At 72.3% G+C, this 22,083-nt stretch carries 16 protein-coding genes; 9 read left to right on the top strand and 7 right to left on the bottom strand.

Annotation, left to right across the window (positions count from 1 at the left end; genetic code table 11):
• Positions 1-42: 42 nt before the first annotated feature.
• Complete coding sequence (locus BM051_RS12230) at positions 43-813, top strand: deoxyribonuclease IV (protein ID WP_092530186.1); 771 nt, start codon at positions 43-45, stop codon at positions 811-813.
• Between the two features lie 13 nt (positions 814-826).
• Entirely contained in the window at positions 827-2,170 is a 1,344-nt protein-coding gene (locus tag BM051_RS12225; protein WP_092530185.1) for a glycosyltransferase family 87 protein, read from the top strand.
• Positions 2,171-2,237: 67 nt separating this feature from the next.
• Here BM051_RS12225 and BM051_RS12220 read toward each other — a convergent pair whose 3' ends face one another.
• From BM051_RS12220 to BM051_RS12210, 3 genes are all read right to left on the bottom strand, one after another.
• Entirely contained in the window at positions 2,238-3,848 is a 1,611-nt protein-coding gene (locus BM051_RS12220) for a glycosyltransferase family 87 protein (protein WP_177216918.1), read from the bottom strand.
• A 93-nt stretch (positions 3,849-3,941) separates the two neighbouring features.
• Positions 3,942-6,296 carry a transglycosylase domain-containing protein gene (locus BM051_RS12215; RefSeq protein WP_243859483.1) on the bottom strand — a complete coding sequence of 785 codons (2,355 nt, stop codon included), beginning with the start codon at positions 6,294-6,296 and terminating at the stop codon, positions 3,942-3,944.
• 520 nt (positions 6,297-6,816) lie between these two features.
• Complete coding sequence (locus BM051_RS12210) at positions 6,817-7,215, bottom strand: DUF5318 domain-containing protein (protein ID WP_092530401.1); 399 nt, start codon at positions 7,213-7,215, stop codon at positions 6,817-6,819.
• A 320-nt stretch (positions 7,216-7,535) separates the two neighbouring features.
• Between BM051_RS12210 and BM051_RS12205 the strand changes: the two genes are divergently transcribed.
• From BM051_RS12205 to BM051_RS12180, 6 genes are all read left to right on the top strand, one after another.
• Positions 7,536-8,174: a PadR family transcriptional regulator gene (locus tag BM051_RS12205; protein WP_092530183.1), complete on the top strand. Its 639-nt coding sequence runs from the start codon at positions 7,536-7,538 to the stop codon at positions 8,172-8,174.
• Positions 8,175-8,185: 11 nt separating this feature from the next.
• The gene (locus tag BM051_RS12200; protein WP_092530182.1) at positions 8,186-9,277 is read left to right on the top strand and encodes an inositol-3-phosphate synthase; all 1,092 of its coding nucleotides are present in this window, start codon (positions 8,186-8,188) and stop codon (positions 9,275-9,277) included.
• A gap of 81 nt (positions 9,278-9,358) precedes the next feature.
• Complete coding sequence (locus tag BM051_RS29830; protein WP_134046057.1) at positions 9,359-9,799, top strand: permease-like cell division protein FtsX; 441 nt, start codon at positions 9,359-9,361, stop codon at positions 9,797-9,799.
• A gap of 850 nt (positions 9,800-10,649) precedes the next feature.
• Positions 10,650-11,858 carry an MFS transporter gene (locus BM051_RS12190; RefSeq protein ID WP_092530180.1) on the top strand — a complete coding sequence of 403 codons (1,209 nt, stop codon included), beginning with the start codon at positions 10,650-10,652 and terminating at the stop codon, positions 11,856-11,858.
• 87 nt (positions 11,859-11,945) lie between these two features.
• The gene (locus tag BM051_RS12185) at positions 11,946-14,003 is read left to right on the top strand and encodes a PhoX family protein (RefSeq protein WP_243859425.1); all 2,058 of its coding nucleotides are present in this window, start codon (positions 11,946-11,948) and stop codon (positions 14,001-14,003) included.
• A gap of 105 nt (positions 14,004-14,108) precedes the next feature.
• Complete coding sequence (locus BM051_RS12180; protein WP_092530179.1) at positions 14,109-16,193, top strand: PhoX family protein; 2,085 nt, start codon at positions 14,109-14,111, stop codon at positions 16,191-16,193.
• A 3-nt stretch (positions 16,194-16,196) separates the two neighbouring features.
• On the opposite strand, the gene BM051_RS12175 is transcribed toward BM051_RS12180, so the two are convergent.
• Entirely contained in the window at positions 16,197-16,586 is a 390-nt protein-coding gene (locus tag BM051_RS12175; protein WP_092530178.1) for a hypothetical protein, read from the bottom strand.
• Between the two features lie 85 nt (positions 16,587-16,671).
• On the opposite strand from BM051_RS12175, the gene BM051_RS12170 reads away from it, so the two are divergent.
• Positions 16,672-17,388, top strand: a complete 717-nt coding sequence (locus tag BM051_RS12170) for an SDR family oxidoreductase (protein ID WP_092530177.1) — start codon at positions 16,672-16,674, stop codon at positions 17,386-17,388.
• Positions 17,389-18,205: 817 nt separating this feature from the next.
• On the opposite strand, the gene BM051_RS12165 is transcribed toward BM051_RS12170, so the two are convergent.
• Genes BM051_RS12165 through BM051_RS12155 form a run of 3 tightly spaced genes read right to left on the bottom strand, consistent with a single transcriptional unit; the run spans position 18,206 to position 21,931 of the window.
• Positions 18,206-19,516: an amidohydrolase family protein gene (locus BM051_RS12165; RefSeq protein WP_092530176.1), complete on the bottom strand. Its 1,311-nt coding sequence runs from the start codon at positions 19,514-19,516 to the stop codon at positions 18,206-18,208.
• A 4-nt stretch (positions 19,517-19,520) separates the two neighbouring features.
• On the bottom strand, positions 19,521-20,171 hold the full coding sequence (locus BM051_RS12160) for a response regulator (RefSeq protein ID WP_092530175.1): 651 nt from the start codon (positions 20,169-20,171) through the stop codon (positions 19,521-19,523).
• Positions 20,168-21,931 carry a sensor histidine kinase gene (locus tag BM051_RS12155; protein ID WP_243859427.1) on the bottom strand — a complete coding sequence of 588 codons (1,764 nt, stop codon included), beginning with the start codon at positions 21,929-21,931 and terminating at the stop codon, positions 20,168-20,170. The genes BM051_RS12160 and BM051_RS12155 overlap by 4 nt, the downstream gene beginning before the upstream one ends.
• Positions 21,932-22,083 lie beyond the last annotated feature (152 nt).

The raw sequence follows: 22,083 nt of genomic DNA, 5'->3' as shown, positions 1-22,083 counted from the left end.
GCCGTGCGCCGACCTCCCCGGGCCCGCCGGTACCCTCGCCGAATGCTGATCGGCGCTCATGTGCGCGACGACGACCCGCTGGCCGCCGCCAGGGAACGCGGCGCGGACGCGGTGCAGTTCTTCCTCTGCGACCCGCAGACGTGGAAGGCGCCGCCCCGGCACGCGCTGGCCGACGAGCTGGCGGCGGCGGACGTGGACGTCTACATCCACTCGCCGTACCTGGTGAACGTCGCCTCGCTGAACAACCGCATCCGCATTCCGTCCCGCAAGACGCTCGCCCAGCACATCAGCGGTGCCGCGGAGGTCGGCGCGAAGGGCGTCGTCGTGCACGGCGGGCACGTCCGCCAGGGGGAGGACCCGGAGGCGGGCATCGCGAACTGGCGCAAGCTGTTCGAGCGCCAGGCCGAGCAGGGCGGATTCGCGGTGCCGCTGCTGATCGAGAACACCGCATCGGGTGACAACGCGATGGCCAGGAGTCTGGACATGCTGGCCCGGCTGTGGGACGCCGTCGGCGAGTTCGGCCCCGGCTTCTGCCTGGACACCTGCCACGCCTTCGCCGCGGGGTGGGAGCTCGACGGTGTGGTGGACCGGGTCAGGGCCATCACCGGCCGGATCGACCTGGTGCACCTGAACAACTCGCGGGATCCGTTCGGCTCGGCCCGCGACCGGCACGCCAACGTCGTCGGCGGCGACGGCACGATCGCGGCGGAGGCGCTGGCCGAGGTCGCCGCCGCGGCCGGCGCGCCGGTGATCGTCGAGACCCCGGCGGAGGGGCAGGCGAAGGACATCGAGTTCCTGCGCGGCAGGGCGTAGCGCGAGGCTCGCGATGCCGGACACGCTCGCCTCGGCACGCACCCGCGTCGTGCCGGTCGTGCTGGTGCTGCTGTGCGGGCTGACCCTCCTGCTCGGCTTCGCGAACAAGGACCGTTGCACCGGCCCGGAGTTCGACGAGCGGGGCCGCAGCACCCCGGGCTACGCCGAGCGCACCTTCGCCGACGCGTGCTACTCGGACATCCAGTTCCTCTGGCTCGGCCGGCACATCGACCGGCACACCTTCCCCTACGTGCACGGCGAGCTGGTGGACGGCCAGCTGGTCGGCGGCGCGCTGGAGTACCCGGTGCTCACCGGGCTGCTCATGTGGACGGCGGGGCACTTCGCCAGCACCGACGCGGGGTTCCTGCTGGCGTCGGCCCTGCTGCTGGCCCCGTTCGGCCTGCTCGCCGCCTGGTTGCTGGGCCGGCTCAGCGGGTGGCGGGCGCTGCTGTGGGCGGTCGGCCCGCCGCTGGTGCTCTACGCCTTCCACAACTGGGACCTGCCGGCCGTGGCCGCGACCGTCGCCGCGTTCGCCGTCGTGTTCCTCGGCCGTGGGACGCTGCGGACCCGCGGGACGTGGGCGGCCGTCCTGCTCGGGCTCGGCTTCGCGCTCAAGGTCTACCCGGCGATGTTCGTCCTGCCGCTGGCGGCCTACGTCCTCACCGGTGGTCCCGACGGCCGGCACGGGTGGGATCCACGGGGCGCGCTGCGGGTGGTGGGCGCCGCCGTGGGAACGGCCGCGGTGGTGAACCTGCCGTTCGCGCTCGCCGGATTTCCCGGTTGGTGGGCGTCGTTCCGGTTCCAGGCCGAGCGCAAGGTCGACGTCACCACGAACTCGATCTGGTACTGGGGCTTCCGGCCGATCTCGGAGGGAGACAACGAGGGCTTCCAGCGCCTGGTCGGGGTGCTCTCGCCAGCACTCGTGCTCGCCGCGTTCGGCGTGGCGCTCGCTGTTGGCTGGCACCGCTACCGGCGGGAGGGCTCGTTCCCGCTGCTGGGTGTGTCGGCCGCGATGCTGTGCGGGTTCCTCCTGCTGCACAAGGTCCACTCGCCGCAGTACACGCTGTGGCTGCTGCCGATGTTCGTCCTGCTGCGGGTGCGCTGGGGCTGGGTGCTCGGCTACCTCCTCGCCGACCTGGCACTGGGCATCGGGATCTTCCACTGGTACGGGTTGCTCGCCAGCGGTGGCGCGGCGATCTACGAGGGTTTCACCGCGCAGGCGGTGATGATCGGGGTGTGGGGCAGGGCAGCGCTGCTGGCCGGGTTGTTCGTGGCGTTCCTGTCCGCCCGCCCGGCCGTGCCGGTGAGCTCCCTCCGGGACGTCCACGCCGTGCCGGACGGTCTCGACCCGCGGTGACGTCGGCGCCGGGACCATCCTCGAGTCGCCGGGGCTCGGCTGGCCGCGGCCCGGCTGACGTGCTGGCTCAGCCCGCCGGGCCGCCGGGTGGCGCTGCCCCCACCAACGGGTCGGGTCGGGCGGGAGCACGCTTCCCCCCGCCCGCTCGCTTCCGTGCTCGGAGCACCCGGACGTCTAGCGCGCGGTCCAGCACGCCGCCCAGCGGGTCGTCGTCGCCGCCCCGCCGCACCAGGTCCTCCGCCGGTCGGAGGATCTCCCGCACCACCAGGACGCACAGCCCGATCACCGCGAGGTCCCGCAGGACGACGGCGCCGAGGAACCAGCCCTCGGGCAGGCCACGGTTGTCGGTGCCCAGGTAGTAGAACATCCGCGGCGCCCACACCAGTGCGTCGATCACCATCCACCCGAGCAGCAGCCGCCAGCGCGGGATGGCCAGCGCCGCCAGTGGCACCAACCACAGCGAGTACTGCGGGCTCCACACCTTGTTGGTCAGCAGGAACACCGCGACCACCAGGAAGCACAGCTGCGCCAGCCGGGGTCGCACCGGCGCGGCGAGCGCGAGGTAGGCGATCCCGGCGCAGCCGAGCAGGAACAGGCCGCCGCTCACCGTGTTCAACCACACCGGGGTCTGCCCGCGTACCAGCTCACCGTCGAAGCCCGTCCACCCCGTGAAGTAGGAGACCACGTTGTAGAGCGAGTCGGGGTCCATGCCGCGCTGCGAGTTGAGCCGGAAGAACTCCGCCCAGCCCTCCCGCAGGTACACGATGAACGGCAGGTTCACCGCCGCCCACGCACCCGCCGCGGTGGCGGTCGTGGTGACCCACGCCCGCAGCTTGCCCGCCCGCACGCACAGCACCAGCAGGGGCCCGAGCAGGAACAGCGGGTACAGCTTCACCGCGGCGCCCAGCCCGAACAGCAGTCCGGCCAACCCGTGTCGCCGCCGGGACCAGGCCAGCAGCCCGGTGGCGGCCAGCGCGGTCGACAGCGTGTCGAAGTTGGTGAACGCGTGCACCATCACCAGCGGTGAGGCGGCGACGATCGCGGCGTCCCACGGCCGGCGGGGCGAGGATCTGGTCACCGCCCACACGGTGAGCAGCCACGCCAGCGCCAGGAACAGGGCGGTGATGTCGAAGTAGACCACCACCGGCAGCGCGCCCGGTAGCCAGCCGGTGTCGGCGAGGTCCACCCAGGCGTGGGTGAGCTTGGCGTTGACCCACTGGAACAACCCGGTGAGCACCGGGTACTCCATGTACCGGACCTGCTCGCTCGGCTCGCCCTCGTTCTCCACCCAGCTCGTCGCGTACGGGAAGGTGTCCGGCTCGTCCAGCCGCTCGGCGCCGTACAGCGGCACGATGTCGGAGTAGCACAGCGCGACGTACGGCCGTCCCGACCGCCAGTCGAGCTCCACCTGCCCGTCCCCGGTGGTGTACTGCTGGATGCACGCGGCCTTGCCGAACCACCCGACGGTGAGCGCCAGCACCGCCAGCAGCAGCGCGACCCGCAGTGGGGACCAGAACCAGTGCCGGCCGACCACCGCGTGCTCGCCGAGCGGGCCACCGATCGGTCGGGTGAGCGCCGCGGCGAACGGGTCCGTCCGGCTGGGGATCACCCGTTGGTCGGCGTCCAGGGACACCGGCTCGGCCGAGGGGCGGATGGGCGGTTCGGACGAGCGTGGCACGCGCGGCAGCCTAGTCGGCCCGCTGTCAAGCCGCCTTCAGGTGGAGACCGGACGAGCGGCGGCCGGGCCCACGGCGCGTGGGCCCGGCCGTGGTCACTGCTCGCCGGTGGGTCGGGGTAACAGCCCGATCCCCGAGTCCGGCGGCTCCTGCGTCCGGGTCGGCCAGCCCGGTGGCCGGCGGGGCGTGCTCGTCCGGTCCGAGGGGTCCGGCTTGTCCGACGGTTCGGAGCTGGTCGTCGGCTCGGTGGACGACGTGGTCGACGTATCCGCGGTCCTGGTCCGGGTCTGCCTGGTCGACTGCTGCTTCTGCACCGGCTTGCCGATCAGCTTGACGTCGGGGAACTTCTCCTTCGGCTTGCCCTGGAGGTAGGCGTCCATGAACTTCTTCCAGATCTCTCCGGGCAGGCCGCTGCCGTAGATCCGCTTCCCGCTGGCGGTCTTGATCGGCTTGTTGTAGCCGGTGCCCACCCACACCGACGTCGAGACCGAGGGCGTGTAGCCGACCATCCACGCCTGCGCGTTGTCGTCGGAGACCTTGCCCTTACCGGGGTCGTACTGGTGGGTGCCGGTCTTGCCGGCGCAGTCCCTGCCGTCCGCGCAGTCCAGCCTGGAATGGGGCAGCACCGGTTCCAGCGCCTTGGTGACGTTGCCGGCGATCTGCTTGTTCTTCTCCGGGTCACTGGCGTTGAACGCCGGCCGCTCCTCCACCGGGGTCTCGAACACCAGCGTGCCGTCGGACTCCTCGACCTTCGTCACGAAGTGCTGCTCGCGATAGACGCCGTTGGCGGCGAAGGTGGCGTAGGCGCTGGCCATGTTGGCCGGGGTGACGTGGATGGTCCCACCGCCGATGGAGATGTTGCCGTCCGGGTTGGCCATGGTCGGCTTGCCGTCGACCTCCTCCGGGATGCCGGCCGCCTTGGCCGCGTCCACCACGCCCTGCACGCCGACGTCGTTGAGCACCATGTCGTAGAACACGGTGTTGATCGACCGCTCCATCGCCTCGGCGACGGTGCACCGGGGACACTGCTGGTTCTCCGAGTTGCGCACCACGGTGTCGCCGAACTTCCGCGGCGAGCTGCCGTCGTACACCTCGCCGAGGCCCTTGTTCCGCTGCAGCAGGGCCACCAGGTCGAACGGCTTGAACGACGATCCGGGGTTGCGCTGGGCGTCGGCCCAGTCCGTCTCGTCGACCTTGGGGACGTTCGGCCCGCCGTAGTAGGCGAGCACCCCGCCGGTCTTGGGGTCCACCGCGACCAGCGCCTCCCTGAGCTCGTCGGGCTCGCCCTTCATCACGTCGTTGACGGCCTTCTCGGCGAGCTCCTGCGCCTTCTTGTCGATCGTGGTGTAGACCTTGTAGCCGCCGGACTGGATCCGCTCCTCCGGGTAGCCGCGGCGCTCCAGCTCCTCCATGACCCGCTGCTTGACGAACGCCGCCGGACCGGTGAGCGTCTCCGGGCGGCTCTGCTCCAGCGGGATCATCTCCGGGAACTGCGCGCTGTCCCGTTCGGCCTTGGACAGCCAACCGTTGGCCACCATGCGGTCCAGCGCGGTGTTCCAGCGCTTCTCGGCCACCTCGCGGTTCTCCGACCGGCCCGGCTGCTGGATCAGCCCGGCGAGCAGCGCGGCCTCGGAGAAGTCCAGCTCCTTGGCCGACTTGCCGTAGTAGGCGCGCGCCGCGGTCTCGACGCCGTACGCGCCGCGTCCGAAGTAGATGGTGTTCAGGTAGGCGGTGATGATGTCCCGCTTGTCCTGCTCGTTGTTCATCTTGAAGGCCTTGACCAGCTCCAGGGCCTTCCGGGTGATCGTGTAGTCGTCGTCACCGGTGGACACCTTGATGTACTGCTGGCTGATCGTGGAGCCACCACCGACGCCGTCGGTGACCTGGTTCCACACCGCGCGCATCAGGCCGGTGATGTCGAAGCCGGGGTTGGTCTCGAACGTGTTGTCCTCGGTGGCGTAGACCGCTTTCTTGACGACGTCGGGGATGTCCTCGGACTTGAGCAGGATGCGGTTGCCGCCTGGTGGGACGTCCTTGCCCATCTCCGTCCCGTCGCCGTAGAAGTAGGTCACCACCTTGTTCTGCTGCGCGGCGACCTGCTCCGGGGTGGGCACGTCCACCAGGAAGTACGCGATGGTGAACGCCAGCGCCGGCAGCACGAAGAACAGCCCGACCATCGCGTAGAGCGTGCGCCGGATCCGCTGCCAGCGCCGCTTCTTGCGCTGTGCCGGGGTCAGCGGTGGCGTGTCGCCCTCCCCGGTGCCGGGCTCGTCGAAGTCCTCGTCCGCGTAGTCCGTGGGGTCCCCGTACCCGGGCTCGGCGAACCGTTGCTCGTCCTCGTTCGGCCAGCCCGCACCGCTCCCGGTGCCGTTGTACGTGGTGCCGTTGTGCGTGTGGTGGGTGAGCAACTCGGGCTCGCGGTCGGTGGGACCCACCGGACCACCGACCATGCCGGTGGGCTGCTCCGCGGGGTGGCGGCGGCCGGGTGGGGGCGGCACCGGGCGCCGGGCGCCGGGCGGGTGGCCCTGCCTGGGGCCGGGCGCGCCGGGCGCGCCCGGTGGTCGGGTACCCGGCGGCGGCCCGGGGCGCTGGCCGGGATGACCGCCAGGAGGGGGCAGCGGGCGACCCGGTGGCGGGACGGGTCGCCGGGTGAGGTCGGGGTCGCCCCCGCCGGGCCAGCGCGGCGCCTCGTCCCCGGTCGGCCACTGCGGCTGGGCCGGCGGCACCGGACGGGCCCCGCGCGGCGGCCGTGGTGGCTGCGGCGGTCGCGGTGCTCGTGGCGGTTCGTCCCCGCTCGGCCAGCGGGGGGCACCTTCGTCACCGGCCGGCCACGGGTGGTTCCGGCCGTCGCCGGGGTCCTGCTCCGGCCAGCGACGATTGTGGTGGTCGTTCACGGGTGGGCCTCCCAGACCGGCGTCCGGTTCGTCTCCGAGGTCGCCGTTCCGTGCTCGCTGACTGCCAGGTGCGCGCTCACCGGCTCGCGGTCCGGCGCGGGCGCGGTTGCGGGTCTCCGGTCCCCAGGACGTACGACTGCACCAGGTGGTTCCAGCTGCACGACCGGCATACCTCCACGACATAGACGGTGAACTCGGCGAAGAGGTTGGCCATTCGCTCGAGTTCCTCGGGCGTGCGGGCCGAGCCGGCCGCGTGCCGGAGCTCGTCACCGTAGACCCAGGAGACCAGGGTCACCGCCTCCTTGCGGCACAGCGGACAGCTCGCGTCGCTGGGTTGGCCGTGGAACTTCGCCGCCCTGAGCAGGTACGGGCTGGCGTCGCAGACGTCCATCGTGCTCACCCGCCCCGAGTAGACCTCGGCGAGCAGGGCACGGCGCTGCAACGCGTAGTCGACGACCTGCCGCTGGTTTCGCACCACAACAGAGTACGTGCTGCGGATGTGCCCGCGATGGCCCGTTCTGCCTAGTGACCGACGACACGAGCGGGACACGCCGACGGTCTCATAACTGTCTGGTTACGTTTCGGGGTGCCTTGGGTATCTCATCGGGTGATCGGCAGCGTTAGATGCACCACTTCGATGTATCGGCTCGATATAATGGCTCGGTAGGTTGACGGTCGTGCCCGCTCCTACCGCCTCCGTCCCCGCTCCCCCGGTCGACGGGGTGTGGTGGTCGACCGGCGGTACGACCGCGGTAACCGCCGGCGGCGCCGCTTGTTCCCGGAAGGGGGTGCATCGTGCTGGAGTTCGCCATCCTCGGGCTGCTGCACGAGGCGCCCATGCACGGTTACGTGCTGCGCAAGCGGCTGCACGAGACGCTGGGCATGTTCCGCACGTTCTCGTACGGCTCGCTGTACCCGACGCTGCGTCGGCTGCAGCGGGCCGGATGGATCGTCGAGGAACCGGACGGAGTCGGCGCGGGCGAGAGCGATCCGGGCCGGTCGACGGCGACCGGCCGGGCCCCGGCCAGGAACGGCTGGGGACGTCGGGCCAGGCGGGTCTACAAGCTCACCGCCGAAGGGAAGGAGCGGTTCGCCGAGCTGCTCGCCGACGCCGGGCCGCAGACCTGGGACGACGAGGGCTTCGGCGTGCACCTGACGTTCTTCTCCCGGACACCGGCCGACGTCAGGATGCGCATCCTGGAGGGGCGACGCCGCCGGGTGGAGGAACGCCGCGAAGGCATCCGCGCCGCCATGGCCAGGGCCGAGGAGAGGATCGACCGCTACACCCGCGAGCTGCACCGACTCGGGCTGGAGACCAGTGAGCGGGAGGTGCGCTGGCTCAACGAGCTGATCGCGCACGAGCAAGCCGAGCAACGCGGTCAGCAGTCGAGACCGGCCGCGGCTCGGGAGGACCTACGACGGAATCACGAGTGAGGAGAACCGGCATGGGCGAGAACCGCCGCAAGGTGCGGGTGGCCATCGTCGGCGTTGGCAACTGCGCGGCATCCCTGGTGCAGGGCGTCCAGTACTACCGCGACGCCGACCCTGACTCGCGCGTGCCCGGCTTGATGCACGTGCGGTTCGGCGAGTACCACGTGGGCGACATCGAGTTCGTCGCCGCGTTCGACGTGGACGCCAAGAAGGTCGGTCGCGACCTCTCCGAGGCCATCGTGGCCAGCGAGAACAACACCATCAAGATCGCGGAGGTGCCGCCGCTCGGGGTGACCGTTCAGCGCGGGCACACCTACGACGGGCTCGGCCGGTTCTACCGGGAGACGATCGAGGAGGCCGACGAGCAGCCGGTGGACGTCGTCGCCGCGTTGCGCGAGGCGAAGGCGGACGTGCTCGTCTCCTACCTGCCGGTGGGCTCCGAGGAGGCCGACAAGTTCTACGCGCAGGCGGCGATCGACGCGAACGTCGCGTTCGTCAACGCGCTGCCGGTGTTCATCGCCTCCGACCCGGAGTGGGCGGCCAGGTTCGAGCGGGCCGGGGTGCCGATCGTCGGTGACGACATCAAGTCCCAGGTCGGCGCGACCATCACCCACCGGGTGCTGGCGAAGCTGTTCGAGGACCGCGGAGTCCAGCTCGACCGCACCATGCAGCTGAACGTGGGCGGCAACATGGACTTCCTGAACATGAAGGAGCTCGAGCGGCTGGAGTCCAAGAAGCTGTCGAAGACGCAGGCGGTGACGTCGCAGGTCGACCGGGAACTCGGCAAGGGCAACGTCCACATCGGACCTTCGGACTACGTGGCGTGGCTCGACGACCGGAAGTGGGCCTATGTCCGGCTGGAGGGTCGCGCGTTCGGTGACGTGCCGCTCAACCTGGAGTACAAGCTGGAGGTCTGGGACTCGCCGAACTCCGCGGGGATCATCATCGACGCGGTGCGCGCGGCGAAGATCGCCAAGGACCGGGGCATCGGCGGGCCGATCCTGTCGGCGTCGTCGTACTTCATGAAGTCGCCGCCGGTGCAGTACTCGGACTCGGAGGCTCGGGACGCGGTGGAGAAGTTCATCCACGGCGAGGTGGACCGCTGACGGCCGGGTGCCGATGACCTGTTGCGGCCGCCGTGGGGAGTTCCGCCCCACGGCGGCCGCTTTCCGTGCCAGGCTGGGTTGGTGACCGGTCGACGTCTCCCCCTGGTGCTGGCCCTGGGTCTGGTGCTCGTCGCGGTGGTCGCCGGGGCCTGGGTGTGGGGTGGTGAGCGGCGGGTACGCGGCGCGGCCGGCCCGATTCCCTGCCCGCGCGAAGTGGTGGTCTCCTTCCGGACCGACGCCGACATGTTCGCCGGGGCCGAGCGGGTCGCCGGGATCGTGGACGTCGAGTCGGTGGCCACCGAGACCCAGCAGCAGGCGTACGAGCGGTTTCGGGAGATCTTCAAGGACCGCCCCGACCTGCTGGAGATCGCGCGCCCGGAGGCGCTGCCGGCGTCGATCACGGTGTTGCCGACGGTGAGCGCGGACCGGGACGGGCTGGTGGCCGCGCTGCGCGCACAGCTGCCGATGGCCGACGAGGTCGACGCGCTCGACTGCTTCTGGGCACCGGCCCCGCCGACCTGAGCGCTGTCGTAACGGCGACCTCGCGCACCGCTCCACTCGACTCGCCCCGCGCCCGACACCCCGCGCACGTCCCCCGACACCCTCGCACGTCCCCCGACGCGCGAACCCGCGCCCGGTCCGCCGATGCCCGAAACCCGCGCCCGGTTCCCCGAGGACGGCTCGGCACAGGCCCCAGAACCAACCCGGCTGGAGAGCCCACACGAACGAAGGACCGACACGCGGCTTGACAAACCCGCCAAACCCCCATAGCAGTACCCGCCCACCCATCGGGGGCCGGTGCCCTCGTCCAGTTTATCGCTTCTGGGGGTGCTGAACGGGGTGTGCGGAAATCTGTGGATCACTACTGGGTGATGTGAACAACTCGGCCTGGCGGACTGGTGGCACTGGGAGTTCCCGTGGGGGTAGCGGATTCGCGGGCGGCTGGCGGGTAGCCGGGTCGACGGGCGGGCGCCCGGAGTCGGGCGGGCCGAGCCGGCACCCGGCGGGTGGAGGTGGAGGGCCGCTGGATGGGCCGGCGGCTGGAGACGGTGCCCGGTGAGTCCGTGGGCACAGGGGTTGCTCGGTGGGCAGGGCCGGCCGCGGTGGCACCTCGCCGGGTGGACGGTTCAGCGAGCGCCCGGTGAGTCGAGGGAGTCCGGCGGGCCGGCAGACGTCGGACGCGCCGAGGCTGGCGGCGGTCGCACCGCGGCGAGTCGGCTGCGCCGACCCGGTGCGCCCGCCGTGAGTGGAAACCCGCCGCGGGGCGGGCCGCTGGCTGGCACCCGCCGTGAGCCGGATTACGTCGCCTCCTCCCGAGGATATTGCTTAGCATTGCTAAGCGAATGCGGAGTGCGGAGTAGGGAGGGTGCCGATGAGTGCGACCGGGTTGCTCACCGTGGTGAAGGGGCAACCCCGGCAGGTGTGGATCACGGCGTTCGCCGCGGTGATCGCGTTCATGGGAATCGGCCTGGTCGACCCGATCCTGCTGTCCATCGCCGAGGGGCTGCACGCCGCGCCGTCGCAGGTGACCCTGCTGTTCTCCGCCTACCTCGGCGTCCAGGTCGTGGCGATGCTGGTCACCGGCGCCGCCAGCGCCCGGTTCGGCGCGAAGCGCACCGTCCTACTCGGACTGTCGCTGATCGTGGTGGCCACCGCGCTGTGCGCCGCGGCCGGCTCGATTGACCAGCTCGTCGGGCTGCGCGCGGTGTGGGGCCTCGGCAACGCCTTCTTCATCGCCACCGCGCTGTCGGTGATCGTCGGCGCGGCCACCGGCGGCCAGGCCGGCGCGATCCTGCTCTACGAGGCCGCGCTCGGCCTCGGGCTCTCCGTCGGCCCGCTGCTCGGCGCCGTGCTCGGCAGCGTCTCCTGGCGGGGTCCTTTCCTCGGCACCGCGGTGCTGATGGCCGCAGCCCTCCTGCTCTGTGCGGTGTTCCTGCGCACCGACGCGCACCGCCCCCGCCCCGGCGTCCGGTTGCTCGACCCGTTGCGGGCCCTCGGCCACGTCGGCCTGCTCCGCACCTCGATCGGCTCGGCGCTCTACACCGCGGCGTTCTTCGCCGTCCTGGCCTGGTCGCCGTTCGTGCTCGGATGGGGCGCGCTCGCCGTCGGCGCGGTGTTCTTCGGCTGGGGCCTCTGCGTCGCCGTCGCCGGGGTGGTGCTCGCGCCTCGGCTGGCCGCCCGCCTCGGTGCGCGGCACGCCACGGTGCTGGCCGTCCTCGGTTACGCGGCGCTCCTGGCGTTGATGACCGTGCCGAGCACGCCGGTCCTGGTGGCCGGGATCGTCGTGAGCGGCTTGGTGTCCGGGCTGCTCAACACCCTGTTCACCGGCACCGCCATGTCGATCAGCCCGGCGCCGCGCCCGGTCGCCAGCGCCGGCTACAACTTCTGCCGCTGGCTCGGCGGGGCGCTGGCCGCGACCCTGGTCGGGCACGTGGCCGAGTGGTTCGGCTCCGCCAGGGCACCGTTCCTCGTCGCGGCGGTGCTGTGCGTGCTCGCCGGCGCCCTGCTCGCCGTCCGGCACCGGGCATCGGACCCGCACGCCGTGCCGCCCGGCGCCGCGCTGGTCGGCGAGGAACTCTGAGGTTAACTTTTGGCGAACAGCGGGTTCCCTTTCGGTGGTTCCTCCGCTTAGTGTCAGGGCCCCGAACCGAGCCGCCGGAGGTCCGCGTTGTCCCGCCGACTGCTTCCCCTGCTCACCACCCGCCGCGCCGCCGTCACCTGCGAGTACCGCTGCGGCGACGCCTGCTTCCATGAAGCGCCGAACACCTCGGCCAACCCCTACTTCGGCGACATCGTCGGCGAGGTGATCTCCCGCCGTGGCGCGCTGCGGGCCGGCGCGGTGGTGGCGCTGTCCGGTGGCGCGCTGGCCGCCACGAACGGGCTCGCCACACCTGGCGCCGCCGCCCGGCCGAGCGCCCACCCACCGAAGCCCGCGCCGGGCACCGACTTCACCCGGGTGACGCCCAACCTCCTCGACGAGGTGGTGGTGCCCGAGGGCTACGAGCAGGCCGTGGTGATCCGCTGGGGCGACCCGGTGCTGCCCGGCGCCCCGGAGTTCGACTTCGACGACCAGACCGCCACCGCGCAGGAGCGGCAGTTCGGCTTCAACTGCGACTTCGCCGCAATCCTGCCGCTGGACCCGCTCGGGCTCACCGGGCTGCTGGTGACCAACCACGAGTACACCAGCGAGAAGTACATGTTCCGCGGCTACGACCCGGACAACCCCACCGAGGAGCAGGTTCGCATCGCCTGGGCCGCGCACGGCCTGAGCGTGGTGATGATCGCCAGGCCGATGCACTCCGGCCGGTACACGCCGCGGATGTCGTGGTTCAACCGGCGGATCACGCTCACCACGCCGTTCCGGATGACCGGCCCGGCCGCGGGCAGCGACCTGCTGAAGACCCCGGCCGACCCGACCGGAACCCACGTCCTGGGCACGATGAACAACTGCGCCGGCGGGGTGACGCCCTGGGGGACGATCCTGTCCGGCGAGGAGAACTTCAACCAGTACTACGCCAACGCCGACGCGGTGACCGACCCGGTGCGGCGCGCCAGGCTCGCCCGCTACGGCGTGCGGGGCGGCGCGACGACTCGCAAGTGGGAGCGGTTCGACCCGCGCTGGGACGTGGCGCGACACCCGAACGAGGCCAACCGGTTCGGCTGGGTGGTGGAGATCGACCCGCACGACCCGCACTCCACCCCGGTCAAGCACACCGCGCTCGGCCGGTTCAAGCACGAGTGCGCCAACGTGCGGGTCACCCCGGACGGCCGGGTGGTCGCCTACTCCGGCGACGACGAGCGCTTCGAGTACATCTACAAGTTCGTCTCCGACCGCCGGATGAAGCGGGGCCACGGGCGCGCCGCCCGCCGACACAACATGACGCTGCTCGACTCCGGCACGCTCTACGTCGCGCGGCTCACCGGCGACTCGCCGGCGGCCGAGATCGACGGCTCCGGGCGGCTCCCGAGCGACGGTGAGTTCGACGGCACCGGCGAGTGGATCCCGCTGGTCAGCGGTGACACGTCCTTTGTGGACGGGATGACCGCCGAGGAGGTCTACGTCTTCACCCGCGAGGCGGCGGACAAGGTGGGCGCGACCAAGATGGACCGGCCCGAGGACATCGAGCCGCACCCGCGCACCGGGCGGGTGTACTGCGCGCTGACCAACAACACGCAGCGCGGCCCCGGTGGCAGGGCGATGGCCGACGAGGCGAACCCGCGGCACGAGAACCGGCACGGCCAGGTTCTCGAGTTCGAGGAGGAGCGCGGAGACGCCCTGGCGCTGCGGTTCACCTGGCGGCTGTTGCTCGTCTGCGGCGACCCGGCCTCCCCCGACACCTACTTCGCCGGCTTCCCGAAGGACCAGGTCAGCCCGATCAGCAGCCCGGACAACGTGGCGTTCGACCGGCACGGCAACCTGTGGATCTCCACCGACTCCGGCGAGGTTCTCGGCATCAACGACGGGCTCTACGTCGTGCCACTGGAGGGCCGCAGCCGCGGGCACCTCAAGCTGTTCCTCACCGTGCCACGCGGGGCCGAGGCCTGCGGGCCGGTCATCGGGGACAAGGTGGTCACCGTGTGCGTGCAGCACCCGGGCGAGCTGGACGGCGCCAGCGCGGACGACCCGGCCTCGCACTGGCCGGACGGCGGCGACACCCCGCCGCGGCCGTCGGTGGTGGCCGTGTGGAAGCCGGGGCGGTGGGGGCTGGCCGACATCGGGTCGTGACCTCGGGGCTGCCGTTCGCGCGCTGTTCACCTGGACTTCCGGAGGCCATCTCTTAGCCGACCTAACGTCTCGGTCGTTCCCCTGACTGAGTGACCTGGAGGCGACGTGTCCTTCGAGCCCCGGCGGCTGCTGCCCTTGTCGACATCCCACCCCGGTGGCCGATCCGCGGTCACCTGCGAGTACCGCTGCGGCAACGCGTGCGCCCACCCCGCACCCAACACCTCGGACAACGCCTACTTCGGCGACGTGGTGAAGGACGTGGTGTCCCGGCGCGGCGCGCTGCGGGCCGCCGCGGTGCTCGGCGCGACCGCGACCGGGTTCGCCGCGCTGTCCGGTACCGCCGCCGCCACAGCTGAGAGGACTCTGCCGGTCGCCACCACCGGCCGCCATGGCCGTCCCGGCCGCACCGTGCCGGGCACCGACTTCGAGCCGGTGGCGCCGAACACCGCCGACGCCGTCGTGGTGCCGGAGGGTTACGAGCAGGCCGTGGTGATCCGCTGGGGCGACCCGGTGCTGCCCGGCGCGCCCCGGTTCGACTTCCGCCGGCAGACCGTGGCCGCGCAGGAGCGGCAGTTCGGCTACAACAACGACTTCGTCGGGCTGATCCCGCAGGACGGGCTGGGCCTGCGCAACCTGCTGGTGGTCAACCACGAGTACACCACCGAGACGCACATGTTCCCGGCCGACCAGTACGACCCGGAGAACCCCACCGAGGAGCAGGTGCGGATCGCGTGGGCCGCGCACGGGATGAGCGTGGTGCAGGCGCTGCGCGACCCGCGCGGCGGGCTGCGCGTGGTGCCGAGCTGGTACAACCGGCGGATCACCATCACCACGGAGTTCGAGTTGCGCGGACCGGCCGCGGGCAGCGACCTGCTCAGGACCTCGGCCGACCCGACCGGCCGGAAGGCGCTCGGCACGCAGAACAACTGCGCCGGCGGGGTGACCCCGTGGGGCACGGTGCTGTCCGGCGAGGAGAACTTCAACCAGTACTTCGCCAACGCCGACGCGGTGACCGACCCGGTGCGGCGGGAGCGGCTGGCCCGCTACGGCCTGCGCGGCGGGGGGAGCCGTCGCAGGTGGGAGCGGTTCGACCCGCGCTGGGACGTCGCCAAGGAGCCCAACGAGTCCAACCGGTTCGGCTGGGTGGTGGAGATCGACCCGCACGACCCGCACTCCACCCCGGTCAAGCACACCGCGCTCGGCCGGTTCAAGCACGAGGCCGCCAACGTCACGATCCAGCCCGACGGCAGGGTGGCGGTGTACTCCGGCGACGACGAGCGCTTCGACTACATCTACAAGTACGTCTCCAAGGGCAGGTACAAGAAGGGCACCAGCGCACGGGCTCGCCGGCACAACATGGGCCTGCTCGACGACGGCACGCTCTACGTCGCCCGGTTCACCGGGAACTCGCCCGCCGGGGAGATCGACGGCTCCGGCCGGCTGCCGAGCGACGGGGAGTTCGACGGCACCGGCGAGTGGATCCCGCTGGCCAGTGGCAACAGGTCCTTTGTAGACGGTATGAGCGCCGAGGAGGTGTACGTCTTCACTCGCCTCGCCGCGGACCGGGTCGGCGCCACGAAGATGGACCGGCCCGAGGACATCGAGGTCAACCCGGTGAACGGGCGGATCTACGCGGCGCTGACGAACAACACCGACCGCGGCAAGGCCGGCAAGGCGGCCGCCGACGAGGCCAACCCGCGCACCGGCAACCGCAACGGACACGTGATCGAGTGGGAGGAGACCGGGGAGACGACGTTCTCCTGGCGGGTGCTGCTGGTCTGCGGCGACCCGGCCGCGGCGGACACCTACTTCGGCGGCTTCCCGAAGGACCAGGTGTCGCCGATCTCGTGCCCGGACAACGTGGCGTTCGACGGGTACGGCAACCTGTGGATCTCCACGGACGGCAACACGCTCGGCTCCAACGACGGCCTGTTCTCCGTGCCGGTCGAAGGGCCCGAGCGCGGCCACGTGAAGCAGTTCCTCACCGTGCCGATCGGGGCGGAGGCGTGCGGTCCGGTGGTGACCGAGGACCTCGTGCTGGTCGCGGTGCAGCATCCCGGCGAGGACGCGCCCAGCTCGGCCGAGCCCGTGTCGCACTGGCCGGACGGCGGCGACGCGCAGCCGCGGCCGTCGGTGGTCGCGGTGTGGAAGAAGGGTCGCTTCGGCCGCCCGGGCAAGATCGGCCGCTGACCGCTACGGCGGGAACGGCGCGGCGAGGCGCGCGTGTTGCGGCTCGCGCGGGACGGGTCGCGCGGCGGCGTCGGCGCTCGGGTGGGGACGTGGTCCCCTCGGTACCGGGCTGCCGGCGCCACCGCCGCGCCCGGGGTAGACCAGCAGCCCGTGCGCGGGGTCGGGGACGGCGTCCAGCGCCGCCAGCACCGCGGGCAGTGACCGGAAGGCGTCCCGCCGTTCGTCGTCGTCGAACTCCAGTTCCAGCACCACGCCCCAACGGTGCTCGTGCCAGTCCCACCGCACGGCGCCGTGGGTGACCGCGGCCTCGGTGAGCGCGTCGCCGTGCGCTCGGCGCCATGCGCTCGCCGGGACCTCGGCGTCGAACACCTCCAGGGTGAGCCAGTGGTCCATGCCTCGACCGTACGCCGGCCATGTGACCCGTGTCACTCGTCGGGGTGTCTCGATGGGCCCGTGGCGGCACTTCTACCGTGGAGCCATGGCTGCTCAACCCGGATCCGAACCCGCCACGGCCGAGCGACCGCTCGCGCTGGCCACCGGCGCCTCGCGCGGTATCGGCGCCGCGGTCGCCACCGCGCTCCAGCCCACCCACCGGCTCCTGCTCGGTGGGCGGGACGCCGGTGCGCTCGCCGCGCGCACCGCAAAACTGCCCGGCGCACGGGCGTGGCCGGTGGACGTGACCGACCCCGCGGCGCTGCGAGCCGCGGTGGCCGAGATCGAGCGGTTGGACGTGCTGGTGCACTCCGCCGGGGTGGCCGAGTTGGGCACGGTCGAGGAGGCCGCGCCGTCGGCGTGGCGGCGCAACCTCGAGGTGAACCTGCTCGCGGTGGTGGAGCTGACCCGACTGCTGCTGCCCGCGCTGCGCGCCGCTCGGGGCCACGTCGTGGTGATCAACTCCGGCGGCGGGCGGAACGCGCGGCCCGGCTGGGGGCCGTACGCGGCGAGCAAGTTCGCGGTGCGCGGGTTCGCCGACGCGCTGCGCGCCGAGGAGGAGCCGAACGGGCTGCGGGTCACGTCGGTGTACCCGGGTCGTACGGACACGGAGATGCAGCGGGCGGTCGTGGCCGGCGAGGGCGGCGAGTACGACCCGAGGCGTTTCCTCCGCCCGGAGTCGGTGGCCGCCGCGGTGCGCACCGCCGTGCTGGCCACCCCCGACGCGCACCTCACCGAGCTGATCCTCCGCCCCACCCTCTGAGTCAGCGGCCGGGCCGGTACCTCCCGCGGCAGCCACCACTCTCGAGCCAGCGGCGGCATCATCCCGGCCGCTCGGGGCCCCACGGGCGTCGCCATGCTCCGCGTACTGCTCACTGCGCCACGCCCGCGGGGGCGTGCTCCGCGTACTGCTCACTGCGCGGCCACTCCGGCCCGCTCGGCGCCCCACGCGCGGGGGCGTGCTCCGCGTACTGCTCACCGCGAGGCCGTTCCGGCCCACTTGGCGAGGCTCGCGTCGTCCTGCTGCCAGCGCCCCCACAGGACGCGGACCCGTACCCACAGCCGCCAGGAACGAAACTCGCGCTTCACAAAGATTTGCCAGACCCCACTTAAGCATCCCCCACCCGCTCCGGGGGCCGGCCCCGCTTCCAGTCTACCGATGGTAGGGGCAGTGGAGGGGGGTCGCGGAAATCTGTGGATACCTTTCGGGTGATGTGGACAACTTGCCTTCGCGGCGGCACACGTCTGACCCGAACGGCCCACACGGCGGCGAACGCCAGCACGGCGACCACAACACCGACGGCGACCGGGACGGCCGGTACAGCGACGGAAACGGCCGACAGGCGACCGGAACGGCAAACGCGCTGACGGGAACAACCATCGCGGCGACGGCAACAGCCAACACGGTGACGCGAACGGCGAACACGGTGACGCGAACGGCGAACACGGCGACGGAACAACCAACGCGGCGACGGGAACGGCCAACGCGGCGACGGGAACGGCGAACACGGCGACGGGAACGGCGAACACGGCGACGGGAAGGGCGAACACGGCGACGGGAGCGGTGAACGCGCGGGGAGTCAGCCGCGGAGTCGCGTCGCCGCTTCGGCGACGGCGGCCTGGGTGGCGCGGCGGTCCACCCTGGTCGGCTCGCCGCCGGCGACCACCTGCTCACCGGCGACCCACACGTCGCGCACCCGGCGCGAGCCCGCCGCCCAGACCAGGTTGGCCAGCAACTGCTCGTCCGGCACGTCCAGCCCGGTGGCGAACGCTGGGTCGTCGACGTCGACGTGCACGAGGTCGGCCCACCGCCCCGGCTCGAGCGCGCCGAGGTCGTCCCGGCCCAGTGCGGCCGCACCGCCGCGGGTGGCCAGCAGCAGCGCGTCCGCCGCGGTCAGCGCCGTGCAGTCCGACGCGGACAGCCGGGCGAGCAGGGCGGCGAGCTGCGCCTCCTGCCACAGGTCGAGGTCGTCGTTGCTGGCCGGGCCGTCGGTGCCCAGCCCGACCGCAACCGCCGCGGCGCGCAACTCGGCCAGCCGGGCGGTACCGGAGGCGAGCTTCGCGTTCGACCCGGGGCAGTGCGCCACCCCGGCGCCGTGCGCGGCCAGCAGCACGATGTCCTCATCGGACAGATGCACGGCGTGCGCCGCGATCACCCGGCCGTCCAGCATCCCGATCTCGGCCAGCAGCCGCGGCACCGACCCGTACTCCGCGCGCTGCGCCGCGTCCTCGGCGGCCGCCTCGGCGACGTGGATCTGCACCAGCGCGCCCCGCGCGACCGCCGACTCGGTGATCGCCCGCAGCGCCTTCTCCGGCAGCATGTACGCCGAGTGTGGCCCGTACCCGAGCTCGATCCGCTGACCCGGCCCGAACCGCAGCCCATCGGCGTCGATCCACCGGTCGACCGCGGTGGTCATCGCCCGCCAGTCCGTGGCCGGCAGCTCGATGATCGGCGCGCCGAGCAGTACCCGAGCCCCAGTGGTCAGCACCGCGTCGGCGAGCTGCTCACCGTGGAAGTACATCTCCGCGCTGGTGGTGACGCCGTGCCGGAGCATCTCCACCGAGCCCAGCATCATCCCGGTCCGCACGTCGTCCGGGCGCAGTCGGGCCTCGGCCGGCCAGATCACCTCGTGCAGCCAGCGCAGCAGCGGCAGGTCGCCGCCCTGCCCGCGGAACAGCACCATCGGGCTGTGCGCGTGCGCGTTCACCAGGCCGGGCAGCAGGATGCCGGGCAGCGCGGTCACCGGCCCCTCGAACGGGGGCGCCCCGGCGGCCGGCCCGCAGTGGGCGATCCGGCCCGCGGCGTCGACATCGACGACCCCGTCGCGCAGCACGGAACAGGACGGGTCGGCGGGCAGGACGACGGGAGCGGTGAACCGGCGGGGTGCCATGCTCCTATTCCATCAGACCCGAGCGCCAGGCCCAGGCGGCGGTCTCCACCCGGTTGCGCGCCCCGATCTTGGCCTGCGCCGACGCCAGGTGGGTCTTCACCGTGGACAGCGACAGGAACAGCTCGGCGCCGATCTCGGTGTTGGTGAGCCCCCGCGCGGCGGCCTTCACCACGTCCACCTCGCGCGGGGTGAGCGGCTCGGCGGGCTGCTCGACGTCCCGCTTCACGGCGCCGCCGTCGAAGTGCCTCAGCAGCCGGACCGTGATCTGCGGCGACACCAGCGCGTCACCCCGGTGCGCCGCCCGCACCGCCTCCACCAGCAGCGCGGGGCCGGCGTCCTTGAGCAGGAAGCCGCTGGCTCCGTTGCGCAGCGCGGTGTGCACGTACTCGTCCAGGTCGAACGTGGTCACCACGACCACCTTGATCGGGTCGGTCACGTCCGGCCCGGCGAGCTGCCTGGTCACCTCGAGGCCGTCCATGCCGGGCATCCGGATGTCCAGCAGGCAGACGTCCGGGCGCAGCTCCCGCGCCCTGCGCACCGCGTCGACGCCGTTCGGCACGTCGGCGACCACCTCGATGTCGTCCTGGGCGTCCAGGATCATCCGGAAGCCGATCCGCACCATGTCCTGGTCGTCGGCGATCAGTACCCGGATCATTCGTCTCCCTCGAGTGGCAGCCGGGCCTCCACGACCCAGCCGCCGTCCGGCGCCCGCCCGGCGGTCAACCGGCCGTGCAGCAGCTCGACCCGCTCGCGCATGCCGACCAAACCGTATCCACCGTCGCGCCAGCCGCCGTCGTCTCCCCCGGGCCGCGGGCCGGAGGCCCGACCGTCGTCGGCCACCCGCAGATACAGCTCGCCGTCGACCACCCGTGCCGACACCGTGGCCCGGGTCGCGCCGTGCGCGTGCTTGCCGACGTTGGTCAGCGACTCCTGCACCAGCCGCAGCGCCGAGCGGGCCACCTCGTGCGGCAGATCCTTCGGCAGGTCGAGCTCGACATCGGTGGGCACGCCGTGGTTGGCGGTCTCCACCAGCCGGCGCAGGTCCGCGGCGAGGTCGGTGGTCGCCTGCTCGCTGAACTCGCTGTTGCCGGCCGGCGCGTCACCCCGCATGCTGCGCACCAACCGGCGCATCGCGACCATCGCCTCGGTGCCGGCTGTCTCGATCCGGCCGAGGGCGTCCACCACCACCCGCGGGTCGCGCTCGGCCAGCATCTTCGCCGCCTGCGCCTGCACCACGATCCCGGTGACATGGTGGGCCACCACGTCGTGCAGCTCCCTGGCCAGCGCCATCCGCTCGGCGGTCTGCGCGTCGTGCACCGCGGTCCGCAGCGCCTGATTGCGCTGGGTGTCCCTGGAGCGCAGGTACAGCCCGGAGGCCACGGCGATGCCGAGCATCAGCAGGGCCATCACGAACAGCTGGCGCAGCTCGGACAGCATCCTGAGCGGGTCGTCGTAGCGCAGGACGAACGCCGTGGCGACCACCGCGACCGCGGCGCTGAGCAGGCCGATCACCGGCCACGCCCGGGCCGGCCGCTCGGTCCGGACCAGGAAGCCGGCGACGATCATGCCGGCGGCGACCTGGGTGAGCGTCAGCCCACCCACCATCGCGTTGTAGCGGTGGCCCACCTGGAACAACAGCCCGGACACGAGCACGACACCGGCCAGCGCCACCCCGGCGACCACCGGGCGGCGGGTGGCGAGCACCGCCAGCACGGCCGCCGCGACGGAGAAGGTGATGATCGGCGCGACGTAGGGGCCCCGGTCGAGCGTGGCCGCCAGCTCGAAGAACAGCAGCAGGGACAGCGCGCCGACGAGCGCCCAGTGCTGGGTGAGCACCTCCATGACCGGGCCGGATCGCGCGCGCCGCCGCACCGGGCCGCGGCCGGAGAGGCCGGCGACGACGGCCACGGCCAGGATGGTCCCGCCGAGCAGCAACGTCTGCATCAGCTCGTCGCCGCCCGCCGACCCCAGCGGTGCCCGGCCGGCCACCGCGATGAGCGCCGCCACGACCAGCGACGAGACGGCGGCGAACGCGATGCCGCCCGATGCGTCGCGGGCGCAGAAGTAGACGAGCACGAACCCGGCGACCGTCTCGGCGAACGAGATGTGGGTGAGCAACGTCGAGTACGGCGCCGCCTCGCTCAGCCGGATCAGCACCGACGAGGTGACCAGCACGCCGGCGCCGGCGAACGCCGAGACGGCCGGTTCCCGGCGGGCCCACAGGCCGCACGCCGTCATGCCGAGGATGCCCGGGAGCATGATCAGGTCCGTTCCGCGCGGGCCGAGCGAGTCGACGCTCGCCGCCGCGATGATCACCACGTCGGCCAGCAGCGCCGAGAGCAGGACGACGCCGGGCAAACCGATGCGGTGCAGGACGTCCGCCGCGGTCCGGCGGGCAGGTGGTACCTCGGGCACGTAGCGACGGTAGAGGATCCCGCGGCGCTCGCACTTTGGCCGACCAGCCACCCGTCGGTCGGCCGATCGGCCGATCCGGGCGCTCCGACGCTGGCCGTCCGTACGACGCGCCCCACCGCCCCGACCGGCCAGTGTGCTCGGCGAGGAAACGC

This window comes from Amycolatopsis arida (assembly GCF_900115565.1).
GTDB lineage: Bacteria > Actinomycetota > Actinomycetes > Mycobacteriales > Pseudonocardiaceae > Yuhushiella > Yuhushiella arida.
The sequence above is the reverse complement of the archived record's forward strand: the minus strand, read 5'-3'. Positions and strand labels throughout refer to the sequence as shown.